The 24,646-nt window shown below is 39.2% G+C and carries 19 protein-coding genes; 8 read left to right on the forward strand and 11 right to left on the reverse strand.

The annotated features are described in order from the left end of the window. Positions 1–323: 323 nt before the first annotated feature. The 3 genes from ACLKML_RS06100 (at position 324) to ACLKML_RS06110 (ending at position 4,835) form a co-directional block, all read left to right on the forward strand. Entirely contained in the window at positions 324–1,199 is an 876-nt protein-coding gene (locus ACLKML_RS06100) for a formate dehydrogenase accessory sulfurtransferase FdhD (protein ID WP_413282823.1), read from the forward strand. An 18-nt stretch (positions 1,200–1,217) separates the two neighbouring features. Continuing rightward, a complete protein-coding gene (locus ACLKML_RS06105) occupies positions 1,218–3,515 on the forward strand; it encodes an FdhF/YdeP family oxidoreductase (protein WP_413282824.1) in 2,298 nt (765 codons plus the stop codon). Between the two features lie 204 nt (positions 3,516–3,719). After that, positions 3,720–4,835, forward strand: coding sequence for a Gfo/Idh/MocA family protein (locus ACLKML_RS06110; protein WP_413282825.1), 1,116 nt, complete (start codon positions 3,720–3,722; stop codon positions 4,833–4,835). A 189-nt stretch (positions 4,836–5,024) separates the two neighbouring features. On the opposite strand, the gene ACLKML_RS06115 is transcribed toward ACLKML_RS06110, so the two are convergent. From ACLKML_RS06115 to ACLKML_RS06130, 4 genes are all read right to left on the reverse strand, one after another. After that, entirely contained in the window at positions 5,025–5,888 is an 864-nt protein-coding gene (locus ACLKML_RS06115) for an ABC transporter permease (protein WP_413282826.1), read from the reverse strand. Continuing rightward, entirely contained in the window at positions 5,888–6,721 is an 834-nt protein-coding gene (locus ACLKML_RS06120) for an ABC transporter permease (protein WP_413282827.1), read from the reverse strand. The genes ACLKML_RS06115 and ACLKML_RS06120 overlap by 1 nt, the downstream gene beginning before the upstream one ends. 80 nt (positions 6,722–6,801) lie before the next feature. Next, positions 6,802–7,950, reverse strand: coding sequence for an extracellular solute-binding protein (locus ACLKML_RS06125; RefSeq protein ID WP_413282828.1), 1,149 nt, complete (start codon positions 7,948–7,950; stop codon positions 6,802–6,804). A 91-nt stretch (positions 7,951–8,041) separates the two neighbouring features. Further along, positions 8,042–9,049, reverse strand: coding sequence for an ABC transporter ATP-binding protein (locus ACLKML_RS06130; protein WP_413282829.1), 1,008 nt, complete (start codon positions 9,047–9,049; stop codon positions 8,042–8,044). Between the two features lie 186 nt (positions 9,050–9,235). On the opposite strand from ACLKML_RS06130, the gene ACLKML_RS06135 reads away from it, so the two are divergent. Genes ACLKML_RS06135 through ACLKML_RS06145 form a run of 3 tightly spaced genes read left to right on the forward strand, consistent with a single transcriptional unit; the run spans position 9,236 to position 11,892 of the window. After that, entirely contained in the window at positions 9,236–10,030 is a 795-nt protein-coding gene (locus tag ACLKML_RS06135; RefSeq protein WP_413282830.1) for an MBL fold metallo-hydrolase, read from the forward strand. A gap of 42 nt (positions 10,031–10,072) precedes the next feature. After that, a complete protein-coding gene (locus ACLKML_RS06140; protein WP_413282831.1) occupies positions 10,073–11,107 on the forward strand; it encodes a LacI family DNA-binding transcriptional regulator in 1,035 nt (344 codons plus the stop codon). Positions 11,108–11,115: 8 nt separating this feature from the next. Then, a complete protein-coding gene (locus tag ACLKML_RS06145) occupies positions 11,116–11,892 on the forward strand; it encodes an inositol monophosphatase family protein (protein WP_413282832.1) in 777 nt (258 codons plus the stop codon). An 83-nt stretch (positions 11,893–11,975) separates the two neighbouring features. On the opposite strand, the gene ACLKML_RS06150 is transcribed toward ACLKML_RS06145, so the two are convergent. Both ACLKML_RS06150 and ACLKML_RS06155 read right to left on the reverse strand, forming a co-directional pair. Then, on the reverse strand, positions 11,976–13,553 hold the full coding sequence (locus ACLKML_RS06150) for a peptidoglycan-binding domain-containing protein (protein ID WP_413282833.1): 1,578 nt from the start codon (positions 13,551–13,553) through the stop codon (positions 11,976–11,978). A gap of 546 nt (positions 13,554–14,099) precedes the next feature. After that, complete coding sequence (locus tag ACLKML_RS06155) at positions 14,100–15,059, reverse strand: transposase (RefSeq protein ID WP_413282834.1); 960 nt, start codon at positions 15,057–15,059, stop codon at positions 14,100–14,102. A gap of 356 nt (positions 15,060–15,415) precedes the next feature. Here ACLKML_RS06155 and ACLKML_RS06160 point away from each other — a divergent pair, with 356 nt between their 5' ends. Beyond that, positions 15,416–16,264, forward strand: coding sequence for a helix-turn-helix transcriptional regulator (locus ACLKML_RS06160; RefSeq protein WP_413282835.1), 849 nt, complete (start codon positions 15,416–15,418; stop codon positions 16,262–16,264). A 24-nt stretch (positions 16,265–16,288) separates the two neighbouring features. Here ACLKML_RS06160 and ACLKML_RS06165 read toward each other — a convergent pair whose 3' ends face one another. From ACLKML_RS06165 to ACLKML_RS06180, 4 genes are all read right to left on the reverse strand, one after another. Beyond that, positions 16,289–17,401, reverse strand: coding sequence for a succinylglutamate desuccinylase/aspartoacylase family protein (locus ACLKML_RS06165; RefSeq protein ID WP_413282836.1), 1,113 nt, complete (start codon positions 17,399–17,401; stop codon positions 16,289–16,291). A 43-nt stretch (positions 17,402–17,444) separates the two neighbouring features. Continuing rightward, positions 17,445–18,215 (reverse strand): transporter substrate-binding domain-containing protein, encoded by a 771-nt coding sequence (locus ACLKML_RS06170; RefSeq protein WP_413282837.1) that lies wholly within the window; start codon positions 18,213–18,215, stop codon positions 17,445–17,447. Between the two features lie 260 nt (positions 18,216–18,475). Continuing rightward, a complete protein-coding gene (locus ACLKML_RS06175) occupies positions 18,476–19,318 on the reverse strand; it encodes an aldo/keto reductase (protein WP_413282838.1) in 843 nt (280 codons plus the stop codon). Positions 19,319–19,486: 168 nt separating this feature from the next. Continuing rightward, a complete protein-coding gene (locus ACLKML_RS06180) occupies positions 19,487–21,928 on the reverse strand; it encodes an EAL domain-containing protein (protein WP_413282839.1) in 2,442 nt (813 codons plus the stop codon). A gap of 320 nt (positions 21,929–22,248) precedes the next feature. On the opposite strand from ACLKML_RS06180, the gene ACLKML_RS06185 reads away from it, so the two are divergent. Beyond that, a complete protein-coding gene (locus tag ACLKML_RS06185; protein WP_413282840.1) occupies positions 22,249–23,241 on the forward strand; it encodes a cytochrome-c peroxidase in 993 nt (330 codons plus the stop codon). Positions 23,242–23,361: 120 nt separating this feature from the next. Here the strand turns inward: ACLKML_RS06185 and ACLKML_RS06190 are convergent, their stop codons facing one another. Continuing rightward, positions 23,362–24,255: a LysR family transcriptional regulator gene (locus ACLKML_RS06190; protein WP_413282841.1), complete on the reverse strand. Its 894-nt coding sequence runs from the start codon at positions 24,253–24,255 to the stop codon at positions 23,362–23,364. Positions 24,256–24,646: the final 391 nt, after the last annotated feature.

The raw sequence follows: 24,646 nt of genomic DNA on the forward strand, positions 1-24,646 counted from the left end.
GTTGTTAATTGCTACGAAATGTCGCCAATTGGTATTAAATGTTAGTCAATTGGGTCTATTTGTAAATTTAAATGGCGATATATTTATTAATTGTGTTTTTTGTTATTAGTAAATATAAGACGTATTTCTATTGACGTCTTTTAAAGTGAGGAGTAATTTTCTCACGAGTTTTACGTAGAAACTCACATTTTCTCGTTAATGTCCTCCAAATTCTGTCATGAAATGTCGTGTTTTGTAGTACTTACTTTCACAGGATACTACTGACTCCATTTGATATTTTGGAGTGATTTTTACTTATTCTCAAAATATCCAAGAATGGTGTGATGCAATCAGATAAAGTTAATCAACTGAAAACTGACCAATCAGTTTATTTAAAACACGTTAATCGAAAACGTTATGTTAACGGTCAAGGCTACCATTTTAGTCGTGATGCTCTTACGGTTGAAGAACCGTTGCAGATTAGTATTGAATGGCAAGTTGATGGCACTACGCAATGTGAGTTGTGGAGTATGACGATGCGTACGCCTGGCGACGATGAAAACTTGGTGTATGGGTTACTTATTGGCCAAAGTGTTGTGAATAGCTGGCTTGATATCGAAGCTATTCGCTGTTTTGACTCTCACACGAGTAATGCAATGAACCATATTGTGGTGATATTAAAGCCGGGAATTGAGCCTCGTTTGTCTTCATCCACTCGTCGTACTATCAGCACATCTAGCTGTGGAGTTTGCGGTGCAACGTCAATTCGTGCGTTGCAATTCTCTCAATCTAGAGAGATAGATCAATCTGAGCATTGGTTGTCGGCTCAAGATGTCCTTAACTATCCGTCTCTACTCAATCAAAGTCAGTCTCAATTCCACCAAACGGGATCTGTTCATGGTGCCGCTTATATGGTTGATGGTGAGTTGGTCGCGGTAGCAGAAGATATTGGTCGACATAATGCACTAGATAAACTGCTTGGTTTTGTATCACGCCAACAAATATGGCATCGGCAAGGTGTGGTGGTTTTAACCAGTAGAGTAAGTTTTGAGTTAATGCAAAAAGCGGTTATTTCCGGTATTGCCGCTATCGTCTCAGTTGGAGCGCCTTCAAAAATTGCACTGGATATCGCTCGTCAGTTCGATATCACGCTGATTGGGTTTACCAAAGCGGAACAATTTAATTTGTACAATGGACACTGGCGAATGAAGCCAGAGTAAAAATAAGAAGATAATGGCATGAGTTATAAAGAGTATTCTGGGTCAGCTGGTGGTTGGGCTGCGTTAAAATCGACCACACAACATCTGTTTAAAAGTGAAAATGTTGCCAAAAACATCGTCAATTTATTTCGTACTAATCAAGATAGTGGCTTTGATTGTCCTGGGTGTGCTTGGGGAGAGAAAGGCGTTCCGGGACGTTTTCGCTTTTGTGAAAATGGTGCCAAAGCGGTCAACTGGGAAGCAACGACTCGTCGTGTAAATCGTGATTTTTTCGCTAAATATTCGGTGTCTTGGCTTAATAAGCAAACCGATTACTATTTAGAGTATCAAGGGCGGTTAAGTGAACCGATGCGCTATAATTCCGAGACAGATCATTATGAACCGATCAGTTGGGATGAGGCTTTTGACCTTGTAGCAAGCCATTTAAATCGACTTAAAAATCCTAACCAAGCTGAATTCTATACTTCTGGTCGTGCTAGTAATGAAGCTGCGTTTGTGTATCAACTCTTTGCTCGCCGTTTCGGAACCAATAATTTTCCAGACTGTTCGAATATGTGTCACGAAGCGACTGGGCATGCTCTTATTGAGTCAATTGGTATCGGTAAAGGTACGGTAACCATGGACGATTTTGAAGTTGCTGATGCGATTTTCTTGTTTGGTCAAAACCCGGGAACCAATCATCCTAGAATGCTTGAAACCCTAGCTTCTGCTAATAAACGTGGTGCTCAGGTTGTCGCGTTCAATAATCTAAAAGAACGAGGATTAGAACGATTTACCAATCCTCAGCATCCGCTAGAAATGCTGAGTAACGGATCGACTCCAACCACTAGTCACTATTTTATGCCTAAATTAGGCGGGGATATGGCAGTGGTTCGAGGCATCGTTAAAGTGCTACTTGATTTACATAAGCAAGCAGTATCGCAAGGTGATAGCGTCTTTGATTTGGATTTTATTGCTGAACAAACGCAAGGGTTAGATGACTACCTTGCGATTGTTGAAACCACGCCATGGCAACAAATTCTACAACAATCAGGTCTAACTAAAGATGAAATAGTGCAGGCAGCTGATATTTATCATAATGCCAAAACACGCATCGTTACTTGGGCTATGGGCGTTACTCAGCACAAACATTCTGTCGCGACAATTCAAGAGTTAACCAATTTACAGCTGTTGTTTGGCCAAATAGGCAAACCTGGAGCAGGTTTATGCCCAGTACGAGGTCATTCAAACGTTCAAGGTGACCGTACGGTAGGAATAAACGAAAAACCATCGGTTGCCTTTCTAGACAGTTTAGAAAAAGTATTTGGTTTTAAACCACCGCATGAACATGGTCATAATGTGTCTAACGCACTGCAAGCGTTGAGTAAAGGTGAAAGTAAAGTATTTATCGGCTTAGGTGGCAACCTAGTCGCGGCTGCACCTGATACAGAAAGAGTGATGGCCGCAATGCGTCAGGCTGAATTAACTGTGAATATTGCTACCAAACTTAATCGTAGCCACGTTAATCCGGGCAAAGATTCTTTGATTTTACCCTGCTATGGACGTACCGATATCGATATTCAATCCAGTGGCGAGCAAAAAATCACCGTAGAAGATTCATTTTCTATGGTGCATGCTTCGTCCGGAAAAATGGATGTATCTGCAGAGAAAATGCGCTCAGAAGTCGCTGTTTTAGCCGGTATGGCAAAGGCTACGTTAGGCGAAAATAATCCAGTTCACTGGCAATCATTGATTGATGACTATGATAATATTCGTAATTATATTGAAAAAACCATTCCAGGTTTTTCCCAATTTAATCAACGTTTGGATGTGCCGGGTGGTTTTTATTTAGGTAACAGTGCGCGAGATTTAGTATGGAACACCCCACAAGGTAAGGCTCAAATTTGCGCTCACGCTCTACCTGAAAGCATCCTTATTTATGATGCGCCTAGTTCAAGCAAACGGCCTGTATTTGTATTGCAGACCATGCGTTCTCACGACCAATACAATACAACTATTTATGGTTATGATGACCGTTATAGAGGAGTATTTGGTGAAAGGAATGTTATTTTTATCAATCAAGCGGATATTGATGCTCTAGGTTTACAAGCGGAAGATTTAGTTGACATTGAAACACTGTGGACTGATGACAATAAGCGTAAAATTTATGGGTTTAAAGTGATCCCTTACCAGATACCAAAGGGAAATGTGGCCGCATATTTTCCAGAAGCGAATGCGCTTATTCCACTTGAGAGCACCGGCGATTTTAGTGATACCCCAACATCCAAATCAATAGCGGTGGTTATTACGCCAACTGAACAGAGTAGTTTGGCGTAATAAGGCTGTTTCTTTAAAGGGACAGGCACCACATGTTACGATTTTTACGGGACAGGCACTAAATTAGCAACAAAAAGCGATAAGAAATAAAGAAAGGGGTAGGTTTTGATATTTGCATCATTAAGCAAAACGAAAACTGCCCCTTTTGATTTAATTTATTCGCTTCAATAGAAAAATAATTCAGTCAGCATGGAGGCATTGGTTATGCAGAATAGAACGATCAACATAGGTATTGTGGGTATCGGTATGATGGGTAGCGAACATGCTGCTAGCCTCAAGATGATACCGGAAGCAAATCTTACTGCGATTTGTGGGTTGAGGAAAAATAAAGCCGATCAATTTGCTAACAAATTTGATGCCAAACCGTATTATGATGTTGATGAGATGATTAACTCCGGTAATATTGACGCTATTATTATTGCTACCCCACACTACGATCATCCAAGCATAGCCATAAAAGCACTTGCAGCTGGGCTGCACGTATTAACAGAAAAACCAATTGCTGTACATAAAGCCGATGGTTTGAAGATGATTGCTGCTCATCGCGAACATAGAGATCTTCGCTTTGCTGCCATGTTTAATCAGAGGACGATACCCGCTCACCAAAAAATCAAACAATTGATTGATGATGGTGAACTGGGTGAAATTCGTCGAATTAATTGGATCATTACTGATTGGTTCCGAACGCAACAATATTATGACTCTTGTGATTGGAGAGGAACGTGGAAAGGAGAGGGAGGAGGCGTACTTCTTAATCAATGCGTCCATCAACTCGATCTTTTTCAGTGGTTCTTTGGACTTCCAACAAAAGTTAGATCGTTTAGCCAGATTGGTAAATACCACAACATCGAAGTTGAAGATGACATAACAACGTATTGTGAATTCGAAAATGGATCGACAGGTGTGTTTATTGCCTCTACTGGTGAAGCTCCTGGAACTAATCGTTTAGAGATAACTGGTGAACTAGGTCGACTAGTGTTTGAAAATCACCAGTTGCTCTTTACTCGCAATATGCAAAGCTTGAGCGAATTTAGTCGTGAAGCGGAACAAGGGTTTGCTAAGCCAGAAGCTCAGGATATAACCATCCCTTTAGGTGAACCGACAATTCAGGAGCATCAGGCCATTTTAGACAATTTTTGTCGATGTATTTTAGATGAAAACGTCCAACTTATTGCTCCAGCAGAAGAAGGAATTAAGTCTTTAGAGTTGGCTAATAGCATGACATTTTCCTTTCTCACCGACACATCAGTAGAAATGCCTCTTGATGAAGTGGCGTATCAAAACCTGCTGCAAGATCAAATTAACCGCTCCAACTCATAAAGGCTAATACAAGTAATAGCAGTTAATTCAAGTAATAAAAGCCAGTAATAAAAGGACAGGCACCAAATAACTGGTGCCGTTTTTTTGTTTGCAACGAATAAAGGGACATACACCTCATCCTTCATTACTTATAAATGTATAAAAGGACACACACCTAAAGGTATAAAGGGACACACACCTAATTAAAGGTTATTTACCTATCTTTGCTAGCATTTCTGGACTAATGAATTTATTGATTATAAATATGAATAATATTGACGGAATCAATAAAATAAGCGCAGTTATCGATGCAATTTGGTAGTTCCCTTCCATACTTGCCGTGTACAAAAGCAGAGGCAGTGTTGTGATATCTGGTGCACCCACGAAAAATGTTCCGGTAAATTCATCCAACGATTCTAAAAAGACAAAAATCCCACTGGCTATTATTCCGGGTGTTGCTTGGGGTAGAGTGACATGGAAAAAAGTATAGATTGGACCTGCGCCTAAGTTTCTTGATGCTCTAGCCATGAGAGGGTCAATTCCAGAAAAAGCGGCTACGCTTATCCAAACGGAAAACATTAAACCATGTACACTGTGAACTAATACCACGCCGAGAAAAGACCCGTTTAATCCAAAATCATAAAATATTCGTGCGATATTCATATATACCGTCAGGTTCGGAAACGCTTGAGGGATCAGAAATAGCAGCATCCACAACACTCGAAAGGGCATCTTCTGTTGGGACAACGCATAACCTGCTGGAATAGAGACAGCAAGACAGACTATAACGGTTGTCAGCGCTATCCAGATACTAGTTGTTAATGACCCAGAAATATTGCTGTAAGGGCTAAATACTTGATTCCAGTATTTAAAACCCCATTCAGAAGGCAATGAATGCGGGAAATACCATACTTCTGTTACTGTCCATATGAGTAAATTGATAATCGGACCAAACATCACTAACCCAAGACATAGTACAAAAATGAACTGTGGGAAGGCATCTAAACGTAACCAGTTGGTAAGTGGCAAGCGATTCATGCTAGGTAATGGTTTCATTGTTTGTTCAACATTCATTATAAACCAGCCTTATCTTTAAGATTTTGACGAAGATAGAACCACGCAAAAAAGGCACATATACAATAAGAGATAAGCCCTAGTGCGTTTGCAGTGTGATAGTCGCCATAAGAATTAATTCGAAATGCCATATCAGCAGTCATCATTGTTGGTGTGCCGGTACCAATCATTAGAGGTACAGATAGTGCGGACATCATTGTTACCACTGACAGCACCATGGCAACGCCAATGGATGGGATAATTTGCGGCAGAATGATTGTAAATAGAATGCGGATTCTCGAACCACCTAAGTTTCTTGCTGCACTTATCTGAGTTTCATCCACTGCTGACATGGAACCAGAAATAAGCAGTGTGGAAAAAGCAATTTGTTTCCATACAAACGTAATGATTATTCCACTCCAACCAAGAAAAGAGATGGTTTCCAACGGAGTAAATAGTCCAATTTCAATCAAGGCGTTGTTCATCAAACCATTTTTAGCTAGAAAGGTCCTCATCATCTGGGCCGTGACAATTAGAGGGATGAACAAGGGCAGTCGATACAGAATACCGAGTAATTTCACGACAGTAGTAAACGGAGAAAGACGCAATATAGCTGAAATTAGAATGGATAATACCGCTAAAATAACGACAGAAAAAAAGACAATAACTATCGTAAATAGAATGTCATTTGAGTACAGCTCTATCGCATTTTGCAAATGCTCAAAGGTGAAGTGACCTTGATCGGTGAATAAGGCCGAAAAAAGAGAAAAGGCTAATGGATAGAGAAAAAAGAGCGCGACCATGGAAGCCGCAGGTAAAACTAGCCAGATATTTTTTATTGGATTGTAATGCATAACATTTCCAGTGGACGTTACCGTGATAAATAATGCTCAGGAAGTGTATGTCCTCCTGAGCATAAGGTGTTTATTCGCTTTTAGTTTGAAACTTTACGCTCGTAACCTTCTTTAATGTCATCAAAGTAGGGAGCGATAGGGAAGCTTTTGCCGAAGTTGGCAAGGTCGTCAGGTGTGATTTCGGCAAACAGTTTTTGCCAAACTTTTTGGTCTAAGTGTTTTTTGACGTGATTCGCATCAATACCTGGATACCAATTAAAGCGCTCGACAATACCTTCGGCTTGTATATTTGGGCTCGTGGCTAATTGGATAAATTCACGAGCCAGTTTTTCATTGGCGGCTTTTTCTGGAACAACGTAATACATAGGTTGACCAGGCATACCCGGTGCAATAAGAGACAGTTTCATTGATGGTGGAAGTTTTCCTTGTTCTTTCCAGCTATAGAACATATCTACCCAAACAGGCCCCATAAAAATCTCACCACGGTTTAGCATGTCTAATGTACCGGCGTTGCCCGGAGTGAAGGTGATTTTTTGGTTAAATTGTTTCAATTTATCAAATGCAGGGTTCCATTCTGACTGTACATTGCTGTCGTAAGGTTGACTGGAAAGTTTGTCGGCATCGGTACCGTAGGCATAAATCCAACCAGTTACAAAACTTACGCCCGACATCCCATTTTTAATACCATTGTAGCCAAACGCTTTAGGGTTTTTCTCAACCCACTGAACCAATTCGTCGTATGATTTCGGTGGAGTTTGAACGAGGTCACTGTTGTAAGCAATCGCAGTTTGGCTATGGAACATTGGCATTACGTATCCATCAACATTAGTGCCTAATGCGTTTTTTGCACTATCACGAGTGACCATTGCTCCGGTAGTTACGTCGTTTCGGTATTGGCTCAATAATCCTTGTTGAACCATTTCACCACCGATTTTTTGGTGCACTACAGCGACATCTATATCCCAAGTGTCTAGGTTACTTTTACTTTGAGCAGAAAGTTTCTCAAGAATCTTATGAGAACCTGCATCACCAGGACCTGTACCAATCACGTTGATTTTAACGCCAGGGTGGGTGGCCTCAAACTTTGGTGCTAAATAGGTTTTTACATACTCAACCATATTTTGACTTCCTGCAGAAGCAACGTTTAATGTTGTTTCCGCTTGGCTCATCCCAGAAAAAAGTACTGCACCCATTGCTGAAAGCAAAGTCATATTGGGTTTTACAAACATAGCTAATCCTTAATTTATGTAGATACTGTTGGTTAGTTAAATAGATACTGCTTGGTTATTGGTGGATCGTTATTACTTAAATTGTTGGTACTTAGTGTTCTGCGTAATAAATATGCAACGAACGATGAGGTACCTGTAATGAAACGTGTAAACCGTGTTCGAGATGAGTCGGATGAACCGCGTGAATAATTTGGCCGTCACATTCCACGCTGACACGATAATTGTGGCCAAAAAAGGCACTTTGGATAACCTTTCCTGATAGCTCAAGGCCACTTGCTTGATCAAGGGAACGACAATATTTATTGCTCTGTTGATGTATGAGTTGTGCTTTCTCACTTCGGAAATAGATTTGACATTCTTGGTTTTCTTTATGCCAAATAATCTGGTTGTCAGCGCCCATAAAGTCAGCAACAAAAGGTGTTTTTGGCTGATGATAAATCTGTTCGCATGTTCCTAATTGTTCCACTTTACCTTGATTTAAAACCGCTATTCTGTCTGCCATTACTAGTGCTTCTTCTTGGTCGTGCGTGACGATTAACGAAGTAAAGCCAAACTGTTTTTGTAAAGTTTTAAGCTCGTGACGAACTTGAAGTCGAACTTTTGCATCTAGATTTGACAATGGTTCATCCAGCACCAAAATATCCGGTTGGATAACCAGTGCTCTAGCTAATGCAACTCGTTGACGTTGACCGCCGGATAAATCGGTGACTTTTTGATCTTTTAACCCATCTAGGTTGACGATTTTAATAAACTCATCCACCTTCTTATCAATTTGATCTGCCGAGATTTTTCTAACTTTTAGACCATAACCGATATTTTGTGCCACGGTCATGTGAGGCCAAAGCGCATAACTTTGGAATACCATGGTTATGTTTCTTTTCTCTGCTGGTAGTTGAGTTATATCTTTACTGCCTAGCTTAATGTGTCCGTTAGAAACAGGATGAAAACCGCAGAGTGCATTCAATAATGTGGTTTTACCACAGCCAGAAGGACCTAGTAGTGCGATCATTTCACCTTGTTTAACCGATAAATTAATATCTGATAGTATCTGTTTGTCTCCGTATCCTGCACTTAAACCCTGAATGTCCAAACTGGTCATTGCTTTCTCCAAATCCGCTCTGTATAAAACTTAATCTGTGATGTTTGACTGTTTTTTTACACATTAATGAACACGTGTTCATTAATGTGTAAAAAAAATGTAAAACTTAACAGACATCATATGAATGTACTTTGAGCTCACTTTGTGACAATTACATTAACGAAAAAAGAAAGTTTGGTGTAAACAATGAAAATTGAAGTTATTGGTTGTGGTAGTGCTTTTTCGAAAGTGAATAATACATCGTCGTTGCTTGTAGAGGATAATTCAGGAAAACAATGGCTTATCGATTGTGGTCCGACTGTACCGCGTGCGTTATTTAACCGAGATATGGCTGTTAACGATATACAGGTAATCTATTTTACTCATATTCATCCGGATCATTGCACTGGATTGTCGGCCCTTGTGAATTACTGGAAAAGTTTTAATCGCACCGAACCGGTGACGATTTTTTGTCAGCCCGAACAGCTAGCACCACTAAAGTTTTTAGCTGAATTTGCAAACTGGCCATCTAATGATCTGTGTTTTGATATTGATTGGCAAATGATTAGCGACCACTTTTCGTGGCAAGAATGGCAAATAGCGACCGCAAACACGCAACATGAAGTATCTAACAAAGCGATACAGATATCGGTAGATGGCCATCGGCTATTCTATAGCGGTGATGGTAGGCCGACAGCTGCTAGTATTAATTTGATGAAACATGCTGATTTATCGTTTCAAGAATGCGCGTCGTTTATCTCTCTTGATGACAGTTCGTCACATGGTGACTTCTCAAGTTGTTTAGCTTTACTTGAGCAAACCGCGACACGTTATCTTGGCCTTTATCATTGTTGGGATGAATCCTTGTCCGAAATAATAAAAAGTACCACTGGTATTGAATCATTGTTTGTAAGCCGAGATGGCCTGTTTATCGATTTATCAGATATCGCGCGCTGTTTAAAACCGTCATCAACAGGCGAAAATCCAGCAGTGACGGCTTAACAGTATGATTGTTCGAAAATATAAAGAATGGTGGACACGACATTGAGCAGCAAAAAAAAATACAGCGTGGTTACTGCGCAAGACGTAGCTAATTTGGCGGGAGTCTCTCGATCTGCGGTGTCTAGAACATTTACCGAAAATGGCAGTGTCTCCGAAGTAACCAAACAAAAAGTGTTAAAAGCAGCACAGAAGTTAGGTTATCAAGTCAACTTTCTAGCACAAGGATTAAATCGGCGTCGAAGTCAGTTAATTGGTGTTGTTGTCGCACATGTAAACAATCCTTTTAGAAGTCATTTATTGGAAGCACTATTGTCAGAAATACAGCTGCGAGGATATCAAGCTTTGGTTGCTGAAGTCCGCCCAGGGGATGAGCTTGATGAAACCATGCGTCGTTTCACTCAATATCGAGTCTCTGGTGTGATCGTATCATCTGGCCAGCCTCCGGAAGAATTGGTGAAAGAGTGTTTGCAATTTGGCATTCCTGTCGTTGGTATTAATCGAAAAATTGATTTACCGAGAGTTGATGTTGTCTGTTCTGACAATGATACGGGAGCCGAACTCGCCGCAGAACAATTAATAGAAGCCGGCTGTAAAACCATTGGTTGGCTTAACTATAAACATTCTACTTGGTCAGGTTTGGATAGAGGGCGTGCGTTTAGACAATCACTTTGTGACTGGTTAACAAATGAACATCATCACTATATGGATATTCAATCTGAAGGAAATGAATATGAAGGCGGTTTTAGTGCGGCAAATAAACTCATTATGTCTGGTCAGAAACCGGATGGTGTTTTCTGTGCTACCGATTTATTAGCCTGCGGTTTTCTTGATGGTATGCGTAAAAATGGATTAGATGCACCTAAAGATTTTCATCTTATAGGCTTCGACAATACATTACTGGCCGACCAATACAGTTATCGGTTGAGTAGTATTAATCACGATGTTCAAAAAACAGCGAAAAAAGCACTATGGTGTTTAGAGACCCGAGCATGTAATGAAGAACTCGAACAACGAATTGAATATATCCCAGTAAATTTGGTAGTAAGAATCACTTCTCCATTTATAGATAAAGAGTAGTAAATAATATGAAAATAGCCGACAAACTTGAGGTTTTAGAAAAAGCAATTAGAGCCGCGGGCAATAAAGCGCGTGCTTTGCGTAAACAAGGTTTATCCATTGAAACGAAAGGAAAAAATGATTTTGTTACGCAAGCTGATCTGGCTGTGGAAACAGAAATAAAAAATGTTCTCACAGAATTGTTTCCCAGAAGTGGCTTTTTAGGTGAAGAAAGTGGACTTACAGAAGGTAATGAAGGAGTTTGGGTTATTGACCCAATAGACGGCACGACTAATTATATGCAAGGTATGGATTATTGGTGTATTTCAGTGGCTTATGTACATAATGAACAAATTGAGTTGGGTTATATTTACGCACCGGACAGAGATGAATTTTTTTCTGCTAAAAAAGGACAAGGTGCTTGGCTTAATGGCAAACGTTTAGTCATGCATAATGAAGAGCAAGGCCAAGCTATTATTGGGCTTGGTCATTCTAACCGCAGACCACTTTCTGAGTTAGTGCAATTATTAAAAATATTGGACGAGAATAGCATTGATCACCGACGATTTGGAGCAGGAGCACTAATGCTTGCTCATGTTGCATCTAGTTTAGTTCATGGATATTTTGAAGCCCATTTAAATAGCTGGGATGCATTAGCAGGTTTGTTGTTGGTTGAAGAAGCTGGCGGCTACGTACCTGATTTTTTAGAAAATAATGGCTTAATGAATGGCAACCCTGTTTGGGTTAGTACGCCGAGTTTGTGGCCTGTACTCAGTTTGTATAGTAAACAATTAAGCATCCAGTAGATAACGTTTTTATTAGAATATAAAAAGAGACAATGCTAGTGGAAATAGAATTGTCTCTTTTGTTAGTTTATGAGCTTTTGTTTCTAATGTGACGACACACCTAGAGCTTCTACTGTCGATATATTTAAATATTCATCAATAGGCAAATTGTTGTCACGTTGAAAGGCATTGACCGCTTTCATCGTATTTACGCCAATTACGCCATCTATTTTACCAGGATTATATCCTTTCGCAGCAAGAGTACGTTGGATGTCACTGATACGTGTAGTGGTCATATTGGTATCACAAAGAATTGAACGCCATTCCATATTGCGGTCTTGCACAAGAACTTGACGTTTAACCATTTTGTATTCTGCTGGCGTTACTTTTTGTTCTACTTTAGCCGGACTAACTAATTTTTGAACGTTTATGATTTCATACTTAGCTGGTACTTCCGTTTTCTTGACACTTGCTTCTTGAGTTACTACTTGTTTATTAATCGTTTTATAAGTAGCAGGTGTATCGATTAAGCAGATTTTATGCCCAGTACGAGTTTCTCTCGTTAGAGACTGGTTGGTCGTCTCATGCCATACATATTGAATGTCGCTAACTTTATTTTTTTTGCTGATGTAATCATACTTAGGCCCAACTGGAATACGCTTAGCTTTTGTTGGGGTAACAACTTCTTTAACTGAGACCATTTTGTATTCTGCTGGAATATCAACTGTTTCGGTTCTTGCTGGGGTTTTAAGAATCCTTTTTGAAACGGTTTTATACGTTGCAGGAATATCCACTAAACACATTATTTCTCCAGTAGATTCGTTTATTTTCTGCACCGCGCCAGTGCCTTTTTTCCAAGCTTGATGTGCAGGTTTATCAATGATCTGTTCGGTTATCGTTTCATAAACAGCAGGCACATTAACTAACTTGGTTGATGCTTCTTTAATCAAAGTCTTTTTTTCAACGGTTCGATAAGTTGCAGGAACAATTTCTAATTTTTCTGACTTTTCGCCAACGATTACACTTTCTTTTACTGTTTCGTATTTTTCCGGCAACAAATGTTCGTGGAAGCACATATTTGGTTGAGCCGAGTCAAGATCTACGCCGTTCGCCCCTGCACGTTTCAATATCTCTTCTGAAGCCAGTGGAGCGGTTGGGGATAGTTCGGTTCTCCAATTGCGATCCGCTTTACTGATTAATATCTTTTCCTGTTTAGTTGTGTAGACCGCAGGTGTAGGGACCATCATGATTGTTGCTTCAGAAACAAGAACACGTTCTGGTTTAAAGGTATATTGTGCAGGTGTAGTGAGTAATTTTTCAGTTTCTTCTCGAACCAACACTTTCTCTTCTATAGTTTTATACTGTGGCTCATTCCAGACACGAGCATAACATTCGCCCGCTTTTGCGTTTGGAGGTAAATGTGAGATGTTTGAGTTCTTTAGCTCTGCTTCGGATTGTGATTGATGTGTGAGCTGCTCTTCTAAGCGAGTTAATTCAATCTCTTTTTGCCTTAACTGTGCTTCTTTTTCTCGCTGCATATCCATCGTGGCGGAGATTTGATCTGTATTGTCAATTTGTGGCGCTTGATTTTCCTTAGGTGTGGTATTCGTACAACCTACCGTAACTAGTATTGACGTAATTAATAGTGGGAAGCGTAAATTATTATTTATTTTCTTACACATAAACTTATGCCTTTTTAAACTTAAAAGTTAATTATTGAAACTATGTTTGTAACTTTTCATTTTATGCAATAAATAACTAAACAAGAATGAAGATATCTTTAATGTTAGGTTTTGATCCAAATAATAATAATGCTCTGATACTTTACAGTATGTTGTCCGTTAAATTGTTTTTTATTTATTGTTTTTATGGATTCAATTTCAATATGTTATATATTATTTTTATAGATAATTATCTATTATAAATCTTTGTTTTTTTATATTAATGACCTTGATTTTATTTGTTGTATTTATAATATGTGGAGTTTATAAAGGACATGCACCAGTTTATAAGAGTTCATAAGGGACATGCACTATATATATGATTATTTTTATTTAAAAATAGGGTGGGAATTTAAAAGATAAGTAATTTTTTTGTATAAATACATGGTGAGAATAAAATAATCATTCACTAAAAGAAAAACTATTGATATAACGAAGTAAAGAGGAAATGTTATTGACCAACATTATATTGGCATGAGATAAGTTGTTAATATTGAGTGTTAGTGTTTATTCAAGCTTATAAGTATGGATCTTTTTTCTATCAAATACAGCCTTTGCTCGAATAAGGCTGCTCGCAGAGCCAATGGCTGTTGAGCGTTTTTGCTCCAGTCGAGTGCAAGCATGCAACCAGTTTTTCTGGTTAAAACTCAACCTTTGTAAAATAGATGGTAACGTCTTATCCATTGATGCTTTTTTCTCTCGGAATTGCCTCGCTGTCCAGTCAACTAATTCGAGGTAATCGATGAGCCGGAAAGGCAGACCACTCATCATTTTGTTGTTAGAATTGCCAATAAAAGGATGCAAACACGGTGCGGTATACCGGTTCTTACTCAATGCCTCTAACCGACATTTGATGGAAGTGTATTCCGATGTTTCAACTGTTTTTGCTAAGCCAGAACGAATTGGATTTAAGTCGACATACGCCATTGCAGCTGCGAGGGCTTTTTCATCCAGCAAAGCTTGGCTTTTGAACCGACTTTCCCAAAAGTGGCCGGTACACTGGTCTTCTTGATTCGCTTTACAGGCGATATGGTAGTTGAGCTCTTTCATGAACCAACTTAAGGACCATAATCGTTCACGCCATACTTCAATTATTTGGTCACATTTTTTCTGCTCCGCTTGGCAGGTTAACTGATTTTTCAACCAACGTTGAATTAACACGGGCACTTTATGTTGATGCTGCCATCGTTGAACAATGTCTCCCTGAGACAACGCTTTCGCTTTGTTTTGATTAATATGCGCGACTAAATGATAGTGATTATGCATCACGGCATAAGCACAAATATCAACGCAATAAGTATAAGTCAGCGCTTGTATTTTATGCTCAACCCACTCTCGCCGATACTCATAGTTGATATTGGAGACGGTATCAAAACCGCATAAGAAGCTGTGCCTAACACACCGAGAGACGCAATGGTAATAAGGCGTAGCTTCCAAAGAAATGAGTTGTTTTCGTGCAGTGGTCATGGTGGTCCTTATGTGTTTTGTACCACAATAACAAGCTGAGTATTTAAGGGAAATTGAGTGTGTAGAAATTGAACAAGCTTGACAGAAACTCAGTCGTTTTCTCATACTATTTGGTGTGTGTCCTTGTTCTAAAGCTTTGTTTTATCTAGGCTAGGGGGTTTGGCTCGACATCGCATGGGATATCCGATATAAATATCAACTATATCAATGAGCATTTACTCTAGGTTGATTTTTCGTGTTCTTGGGCTGTTTTTCAATCGGTACTGAAGTGGTTGGTGAAATAATTAACTCAGGCAGAACGTTGAGTAGCAAATAATTATTAGAGTAAATAACGTACTATAAACTATCAGGTTATTATGGAATCAGACTATCTCGCTATCAACCTTCGGCTTTTATGCAGTTATGTCGGAAGCGTTGCAGAGTGTTGCCGTAAGATAGAAATTAATCGGCAGCAATTTTCTAAGTATCTTAATGGTAATACTCAACCTTCAATGCAGAGTTTACGCAAAATTTGTCACTATTTTGGTGTCGACACTGAAGAAATTTATCTTGAGCCTGAACAGTTTAAAGCCCTGATATCGAGTAAAAGAAGCGCGCTTCTTCCTCATGGTATTGTTGATAATTCTCCGCAAGGCGAACGATATTCTCAGCATTTGAAGAACATGATTCATCAATCTAGCGATTCTTTGCAACGCTACCTTGGCGATTACTACTACTATTATATGTCGCCTTCCTATGATGGATATATCAGTAAAGGTTTTGCTCGTATAAGCATGAAAGATGGTATTGGTTATTCTCATTTCTATGAAAGAGCCAGTCCTGAGCAAGCGATGTTGGAAAGTTATGAAATTGGCAAATTCGTTGGTATGGTTTTTTTACTTGGTGAGCGGATTCAAATAGTAGATTACAGTGTTCATTGTCAACGAGCTGTGTCGCAAACGATTCTTTACGGAGCAACTAAGGGTAATGTTGAGCTGTTATCTGGTTTAACAATGGGTATTCAAGGTAGAAGCTCGAGGATACCGTTTACTTCTAGAGTCGTATTTGAAAAGCTAAACGATCGAACTTCATTAAGGCATAAGCTGAAAGGTGTGAAACTGCTAAAAATTGACAGTAAAGATGTTTCTTCGGCTGTATTATCTCGACTCACTTCAGATAGCAGTATCCATAATGCCCATATTTTTACCGCGGCTGAGAATTTTTAACTTATAACTTATAACTTATAGCCATTAAGGTGCGAGTAAATAACCACTGCGGATAGCATTGTTACCTGCAATATTTCCAACTAACATTCCTGCTGTTGCTGTACGACGGTTGGTTCGTGAATACACTCGCCCTGCTTGTGTTACTTTAATTAACTCGATCTGATCAGTGATCGGGTTAATCACTTCAGCAAAAACTTGGCCGGCTTCTACCCATTGGCCTGGTTGTACTTTCAATACCAGTAAACCGCCTTGAGAGGTAGTAGGAGTTTCAACAGATGAAAGGTCGCTACTTGGCGCTTGGTCTTTTGGCAGTTGCACATCATTGCCAGAAAGAATACCGAGTGTTTGCAGATACTGTAAAATAGCCGAGCTGTCTGTGTCTGCATAGTCATCAGTGACGTCACCTTGGCCTCGTAATTCAATCGTCGCTCCAATAGCTCCTTGAGGTACTTGGTTGCCAAACTGGTTGTGTAGGCGTTGCCAAACTCTATCAAGGCTAGAATCAAATGGTTCGCCACCTGTATCATCGGCCAACAAGTTAACATTACAGTCCATAAGTCGAGCTAAGGGTTCAATCGCTGGCCAAGAGTAATACGTGCTGTAAATGTGTAGCATGGCTTCAAAATCGCAATGTAAATCGAGCACAACGTCAGCGTCGCAGCTTAAAGATTGCAGCGTTTTTTGCAGTGAATGCAACTCGGTCTTAACTGGCCACTGCTCTAACGCATTGTTAATTTCTTGGCGAATAAGATGTTTATTTGCTTCGAGATCATCGCTTAATTTGTTTTCTACAGCTGTGCTTACTGTGGAAAAGGTATCGTAATAACCTCGATTAAAATTTTGACCGTGTTCTAGTTCATATCGACCTAGCTGTACATCCATCAAATGTTGGTTCTGGCCAATAGGATTCGCTACTGGAACCAGAACCACTTCACCAACGAGCAATTGTTGAGATTCGAGTCTTTTCAATTGTTGTTTTAGTTTCCAAACAACTAGCATACCGGGTAGTTCATCCGCATGGAGCGAAGCTTGAATATAGGCTTTCTTCCCTTGTCCTGCAGGTCCAAAATGGAAGCTATCCAGATAGCGCTGTGTCCCAATAACAGGTGAAATTAGAGGGGTTTGTTTATGTTGCATGGGCAATCTCGTTGTATGTTCAGTATTTGATCTAAAAAGAGCGTTATTTTTTGTACAACACTAAATCGCCAAAGTACTTACGCTGAATTTTGTCGAATGTTCCATTGGCTCGAATTCTTGCTAATCCTTCATTCATAAAGTTTTCCATTTCTTTATCATTTTTACGAATAGCCACAGCTGAATCCGCAGGTAATAGCGCATCTTCGACTTTTAGGTTGGTAAAATCGCTGTGTTTGCCATCTTGGATAAAGGTGAATTGTGCTTGAATCATGTCTTGGAAAGAGGCATCGATACGGCCGTTAAGAAGATCGATGTAGATTGAATCTTGATCTTGATAGGTTTTTACTTCAACGCCATGGCTACCAAAACGTTCGCTAACGTATTCTTCTTGCATGGTACCCATTTGGACACCGACAACTTTTCCTTTCAATGCTTCAACTGTCGCGTCAAGGTTTGCGTCTGTGCGGCTTAGCATTGAAGAGTACCCTGTCCAAACAATGTCGGAAAAGTTAACTTGTTTACGACGCTTTTCGGTAATACCGAGTGATGAAAATACTATATCAAATTTACGACCTTTCAGTCCGAGAATTAAGCCGTCAAAATTGAAAGATTCCCACTCACATTTTCTATTCATTTCTGCGCAGATAGCATTACCAATATCAACCTCAAACCCTACGATTTCACCGTCAGCAGTTACTGATTCGAAAGGAGGATAAGTTGCGTCGGTAGCAATTCTGATAGGTTTGTTATTGGCCAATGCTGTTGTTGATAACAAAGAGGACAACACAACAAGTAATAAACTAGTTCGTTTCATTATTTCTTCCATGATTAAGTAAATGGTCAGTTAAGTATGCACTTTCACTTTATCGTACAGCCGATGATGAAGTCTATGCGTGGCCTGCATACAAAATGCAGCTAGTTGTTCTTTTCTAGCATCAACTAGCGTCACATTGATGCAGAGGCGCGAGTTTTTATGTAATGAACGCATTGAATTTGTGTTTGAAAACAAAGGGCGATGCCCTTTGTTCGAGATTGGATATTGTGTTGGAAGCAGATTATTACAATGAACGGAAGTTAGAATGGCACTGAATCAGGGTCTTTTGCTAAACCGCATTGTCCAGTTAAATTGGTCAGTAAAGTTACGTCATTACTGTCTAATTCAAAGTCGAAAATATCCATATTGGAGTGCATTCGCTCAACCGTTACACTTTTAGGAAGAGGCAAGAAGCCCATTTGTATACTCCATTTTAGTGCTATTTGAGCTGGGTTTTTCTGATATTTATCAGCAATCTGTTTTATGACTTCATTTTCAAAGATTAAGCCTTGAGCTAACGGACTATAGGCTTCTAACAACATGTCATGTTTACGGCAAACTTCAACGGTTTCATTATCAACGTCGCCTGGACACAGTCTTATTTGATTAACTGAGGGTAAAATAGTTGCGGTTTTTAGTAGTTCAGCAATATGATGAGACCGAAAATTACTGATACCGATCGCTTTGATCTTTCCTTGGGCATAATAGGATTCTAGCGCTCTCCATACTTCACTATTCCTATGTTGCCATTGATCTCTAAATCTTTGGGGGCTTGGCCAGTGGATCAGCACCAAATCAAGATAATCGAGACCGAGATGAGATAGTGATTCATCTAACGAGTTGATAGTGTTGTCAAATCCATTAATTGAATTCGCTATTTTAGTGGTAATAAATAACTCTTCACGTGCTACGTTGGCAAGTTTAATCGCTGTGCCAACGCTTTTTTCATTTCGGTAGCTTTGCGCGGTGTCGATATGTCGATAACCTAATTGAATTGCCTTGGTTATGGCTTGAGCGCCAGATTCATCATCAGGTGTTTGAAAGGTTCCATATCCCAATTTTGGTATTTCGATATGGTTGTTTAACGTGTAAGTTTTACTCATGTAACCAATACCTCTATTTGTGCTCATTAACGATTTTAGTTGATATCACGTTAACATATTATCCGTTTAGAAGTGAGTTGTTTGGTACAGTTATAGAAGTGGATCATGAAAGTAAACCACGTAAGGCGCAACTAAATCGTAATCATATAAACAACTGAATATTATATATTATTGTTCATTTAGAAACTGAATAGCACTTTTGCTATCAATAACTCCCACATAGTTACCTTCGTCATCAATCACTGTCCATGGAAAAGCCAGATTGTTGCGTATTTTCTCATGGATCTCGCCATCATTAATGCTTTCATGTACTAGTTTTAACTTCGTATCCATCATTGCACTGGCACTTTTGGTTAGTGAACGATAATCTTGCATGGTTTCTCTCTCCGTTCCAAGTGATGGTGTGGCGTGCAAATTGTATTGTTCGCGGGTTACAATCCCTACGCATTTTTTATCGACCACGACAGGTAAGACAGTAAAATCGCTAGTATCGAACAGCTCTTTAATCTCGTGCAAAGTGTTACGTGGAGATAACATTGGAGGGTAACTAATCAATTCTACCTCGACGACATCTAGGTCGACTAAGTCTTTGATTTTGCTTTTCATATTGATATCTGAAGATAATTGCTCGATTGGCATCGGTTTTTCAAAGTAAAACCCTTGTAAATAATCTACTCGAAGTTCTTTTAATATATTCACTTCTTGAATGCTTTCGACACCTTCAGCCACGACTTTAACGTCAAGAGTATGAGCAAGGTGGGTGATCATTTTCACAATATAATAGTTATTCGAACCAATAGTCAGGTTGGTAATAAAGTCTCTATCTATTTTAAGTAAATCGAAGTTACCATCTTTAAGATAAGAAAATGAAGAATAGCCTGTCCCAAAATCATCTATGGCGACATTTAACCCTTTTTTCCTTAATTTAAACAGTAAATTACTGTCTTTTTGCTCACTATTAAAATAGGCGCTTTCTGTTAACTCGACCGTTACGAAAGGAAGATGATGAATATATTTTTTAAACACGAACATTAAATCGTTGAATAATCCTTTAATAGGTTTATCAGAGTTTAATGACACGTTAATGGTAATTTCGACATCCGGACCAAATAGCTTGACTAATTGATCTCGGCTGCTTAGTGCTTTATCTGCCATGGTGAGATCTAAAGCGGAAATAAGGCCAAGATCTTCCGCTACCTGAATCATATCTTGCGTATTCAGTATTTGATCATCTTGTCCTTTAAATCGACACAGGGCTTCTAGTTTTTTTACTTCCCAAGATTGGGTGCAAATGATTGGCTGAAAGTACACTTCAATTGTTTTATTTTCTACCGCGTCTCGAATTATCTGCTCTTGGATTTCTCGAGTTTTGGCTTTTTCATGCAACGCGCGGTTAAAAAAGCAAATATTGGTGTTGTTAGACGAATGCTTTTCATACATTGCTTGCAGTGAATGCGATAATAGTCTTCGTTCATTATTTGCGTCCATACCAAGTACCGAAACGCCAATGGTACACTCACCCATTTTTTTAAATACAGCTCCATCAACTCTTTGCTTTATAGTGTTAAATTGCTTACGAATTGCTTCAAAAATAGAAAGAGAGTGTGGCTTTTCTTCGCTTCGAACATAGGTAATGGCAATAGTGAATACCGATTTTTTTAAAAAACCTGCTGAATAATCATTCTCATGGTAGGCCAACACGCTAGCTAACTGTTTTTTATGCTCGAATTCATTCGATTTCTCAAAGTTTGGCACCAATGAAACAACCATTAATCCTTGATTTTCATCTAAATTTTTCAAGGTGTCTTGCAAATTTACAGAAAACTCTTCTTCGCCAGGTAATTGTGTTAATAACTCAATACCTCCATGTTCCATACCTGCAACACGATACAATTTATTGGATAGATCTTGCGTCATACTTAGGTAATATGTGTTGTTTCTTATAGAGACAATTTTTTGTATAAGTAACTCTTGCGGTGAGATATTGCCTGATTTTGATTTGCTTAAAATTAATCCGGACCAAGAGCCTTGACTGTGGATTTTTTCCCACATGTCTTGGAAGAAAGCGGTGCCATGTTTATTAGCGTTGAAAATAGATGTTTTTTTACCGACTAATTCGTCGATTCGATAGCCAGAAATTTTTTCAAATAACGTGTTACAAGCAATAATCCGTGTTTCGTCATCGGTAATGAGAACGCCATGATGTTTATTTTCGAATAGCTGATGAAAAAATGACGATAAGTCTTCTTGTGTTGGGGACAAAAACAGAGGCATCAGCACGCCTGCTATAAGGTTGCCTGACATTTGTTTTATAGTGAGGACACTTAAGCTAACGGAAGCGTTATCGGTAGAGATAAATACTTTAATTGGTTCTGGATCTTGTCCACCTAATATCTTTTTTAACATGCCGACAATGGACTTTTTATCTTGTTCTGAAAACAAATCTAGAAATTCGTCAATGTTGCTTATATCGTTAGCCATCATAAGCACATCTTTCAATAAGTCGTTGTCGATACTGAATACATTGGAGCCAGTATGCCAAGTAAAAGAAATTTCTCTTTTATGACGAAAACCTACAAGTTTGTCGATAGTAAGGTTAGTGTTTGACACCTTTCGGCTCCATTCAAGTTATTGATACACGGTATGTTGTATATTATATAACTATTTAATATACAAGGAATAATATAAGTTCTATAGAACTATTTTAATAAACAAGGACCCAGTGTTAAGTGTAGAGCGTTGGTTACAATCTTGTAAAGTACAGGTAAAAACAATATTCAAGTTGATGCTTTTTTAATCGTTATACACCTAGCAAAAATGTGGTTTTATCTATAATGATCTGCTAACTATTGATCTTACACAATATTGAACAATAACAAATTAGTAACCTTACTTTGACAACAATAAAATAATGTCAAAAGGAAGCTCATATGAATAAAAAACACCTTCTTGTACCATTACTGTCACTGGTCTGTTTTTCAGCCTTAGCAGACCGGCAGTCAACCGAAATGATAAAAGTGATCGAACCCGCTCAAGGTCTCGATGCAAAACAAGTTGAACTCGGAAAAATGCTGTTTTTTGACCCACGTTTATCGAGTTCTAATTACATCAGTTGTAACTCGTGCCACAATTTAGCTACCGGTGGGGTGGATAATCTGGAATCCAGTGTTGGGCACAAATGGGTGCTCGGTCCAATAAACTCACCAACCGTACTGAATGCAGAATTGAATTTTGTGCAATTCTGGGATGGTCGAGCTGCAGATTTGCAAGAACAAGCAGCGGGTCCTATAGAAAATCCTAAAGAGATGGCATTCAGTCATAATTTAGCGGTTGAAACGTTGGGTACGATCCCTCAATACCGGGCGATGTTTAAGCAAGCCTATGGTAGTGAGGAGCCAACGATTGAAAATGTAACGCATGCTATTGCCGAGTTTGAAAAAACGCTACGTACGCCGAATTCACGTTTTGATAAATGGCTAAAAGGAGAAGATTCAGCAATAACTAATCATGAAAAAACGGGTTATTTAACCTTTAAGCGTAAAGGGTGTACCGCTTGTCACTCGGGTGCGTTGCTCGGTGGTAATATGTATCAGAAAATGGGTATCGTTAAACAGTACATTACTGATAACCCAAAGGTGGGACGTTATGCGGTAACCAATAATGAAGCGGATAAGTTTGTCTTTAAGGTACCGACGTTGCGTAATGTTGAATTAACTTACCCGTACTTCCATGATGGCGCAGAGTGGGACCTCACTCAGGCTATTATTACTATGGCAGATGTGCAGTTAGGGCAAGAAATGACTCAATCTGAGGCAGAATCCATTACCGCATTCTTGAAGACGCTTACTGGCGAATTACCGCAAGTGACCTTACCGCATCTTCCACCTTCTACCCCTGAAACACCAAGACCGTTAGTAAAATAATTGGCTAATCAGTCACTCTCTCTTTAGTTAAGGAGAGAGTGATTGAATGATCTAAGGAAAGCGTTATCCAAGAAAAGGAGCACTGAGTTCGGTTTTGCGCTTCGTAAATGAAGTTAAAAGTCAATCAACCTGACAATTAAGTGAGGTGAGTAATGTTTGGCGAGCATGGGCCACACGAACTTGGTTTAGCGCACTCGGCAACCAAATGAGATGATGATGAATATCGTGGGTAGCAACCGGAGAAGGTATCTCAACAATCTCTTTTTTGGCCATTGACTCTCGGCATAAAAATTCAGGGATAACCGACCAACCAAAACCTTGAATTAATAACTTACGAAGGGCGCGTAAATCTTTACTGACCAGTGACGGAACAAGATGCTCCGCGCTTATTTTATTTTTTACCAACCAACGTTCGATTAAAGTAAGCTCTAAATTGTAAGCCAACATCGGCTCAGCTCTTATCGCTTTGGCAAAATTGCTGGCCGAAGTCAGTCGCTCAGCGACAGCAGGAGAAGCAACTGGTAGCACTCGGCTAGTGTATATTTTTTCGCTTTTTAAGCGGCTATCTACAATCGGATGTGCCGATACACCTAAATCACAATGTCCTTCGAGCAACATGCTCGTGACTAAGTCAACATCGCCAGAATGCATTCGAACTTTCAATCCTGATTGGAATAGAGGTAATAATTTTTCAGTCAGTACCTCAGAAAGAAAACCTGCGTCACCAACAATTTGCAATACACCCGAAATATTCATCGATCGCGCTCTAATTGATGCTAGTGCTGCTTCGGCTGCATCCAGTTTGTCCCCGATATCCGTAGCTAATTCGTTAGCAATAGCAGTGGGTTTTACCCCAGATGGCGAGCGTAAAAATAGTGGACGACCAATGACGACTTCAAGACCTGAAATATGTTGAGATACAGCAGGTTGAGTTAAGTTTAATGAACGAGCCGCACTGCTTATAGAACGTTGACGATATACTTCAATAAAAGTTCGTAATCGAGATAGGGACATACGCTAACCATAAAATTATTTATACCCTATGCAAATTAGCATTATTACCCTTTAAAATCTAACTACATCATTATGTTGCCGAAAATAACATATTGTGAGTTTTATAAATTACAAGTTTGCTACCTGCCTTGCTTATAAACTATTCGAATCTCAATACCCAACACTGTAAACATAATGAGCCTGACTGGCGGTAGTAATTAAGGTGTTTGGTTTGAATTGGTGTTAGTAAGCTTTTTAATAGACAAACCTTTTTATAACCCTACGATTTGTTATGAGTGGATTGATAATGAATTTCTGGGTATGAGTGATTCTATAAAGTCGTTATTGAATGAAATTGTCGAGAACAGATCGTAATAATTAGATTATCGAGAACAGATAGTTATGAACAAAT

It is taken from the genome of Vibrio sp. MA40-2 (genome assembly GCF_047302445.1).
Classification (GTDB): Bacteria; Pseudomonadota; Gammaproteobacteria; order Enterobacterales; family Vibrionaceae; genus Vibrio.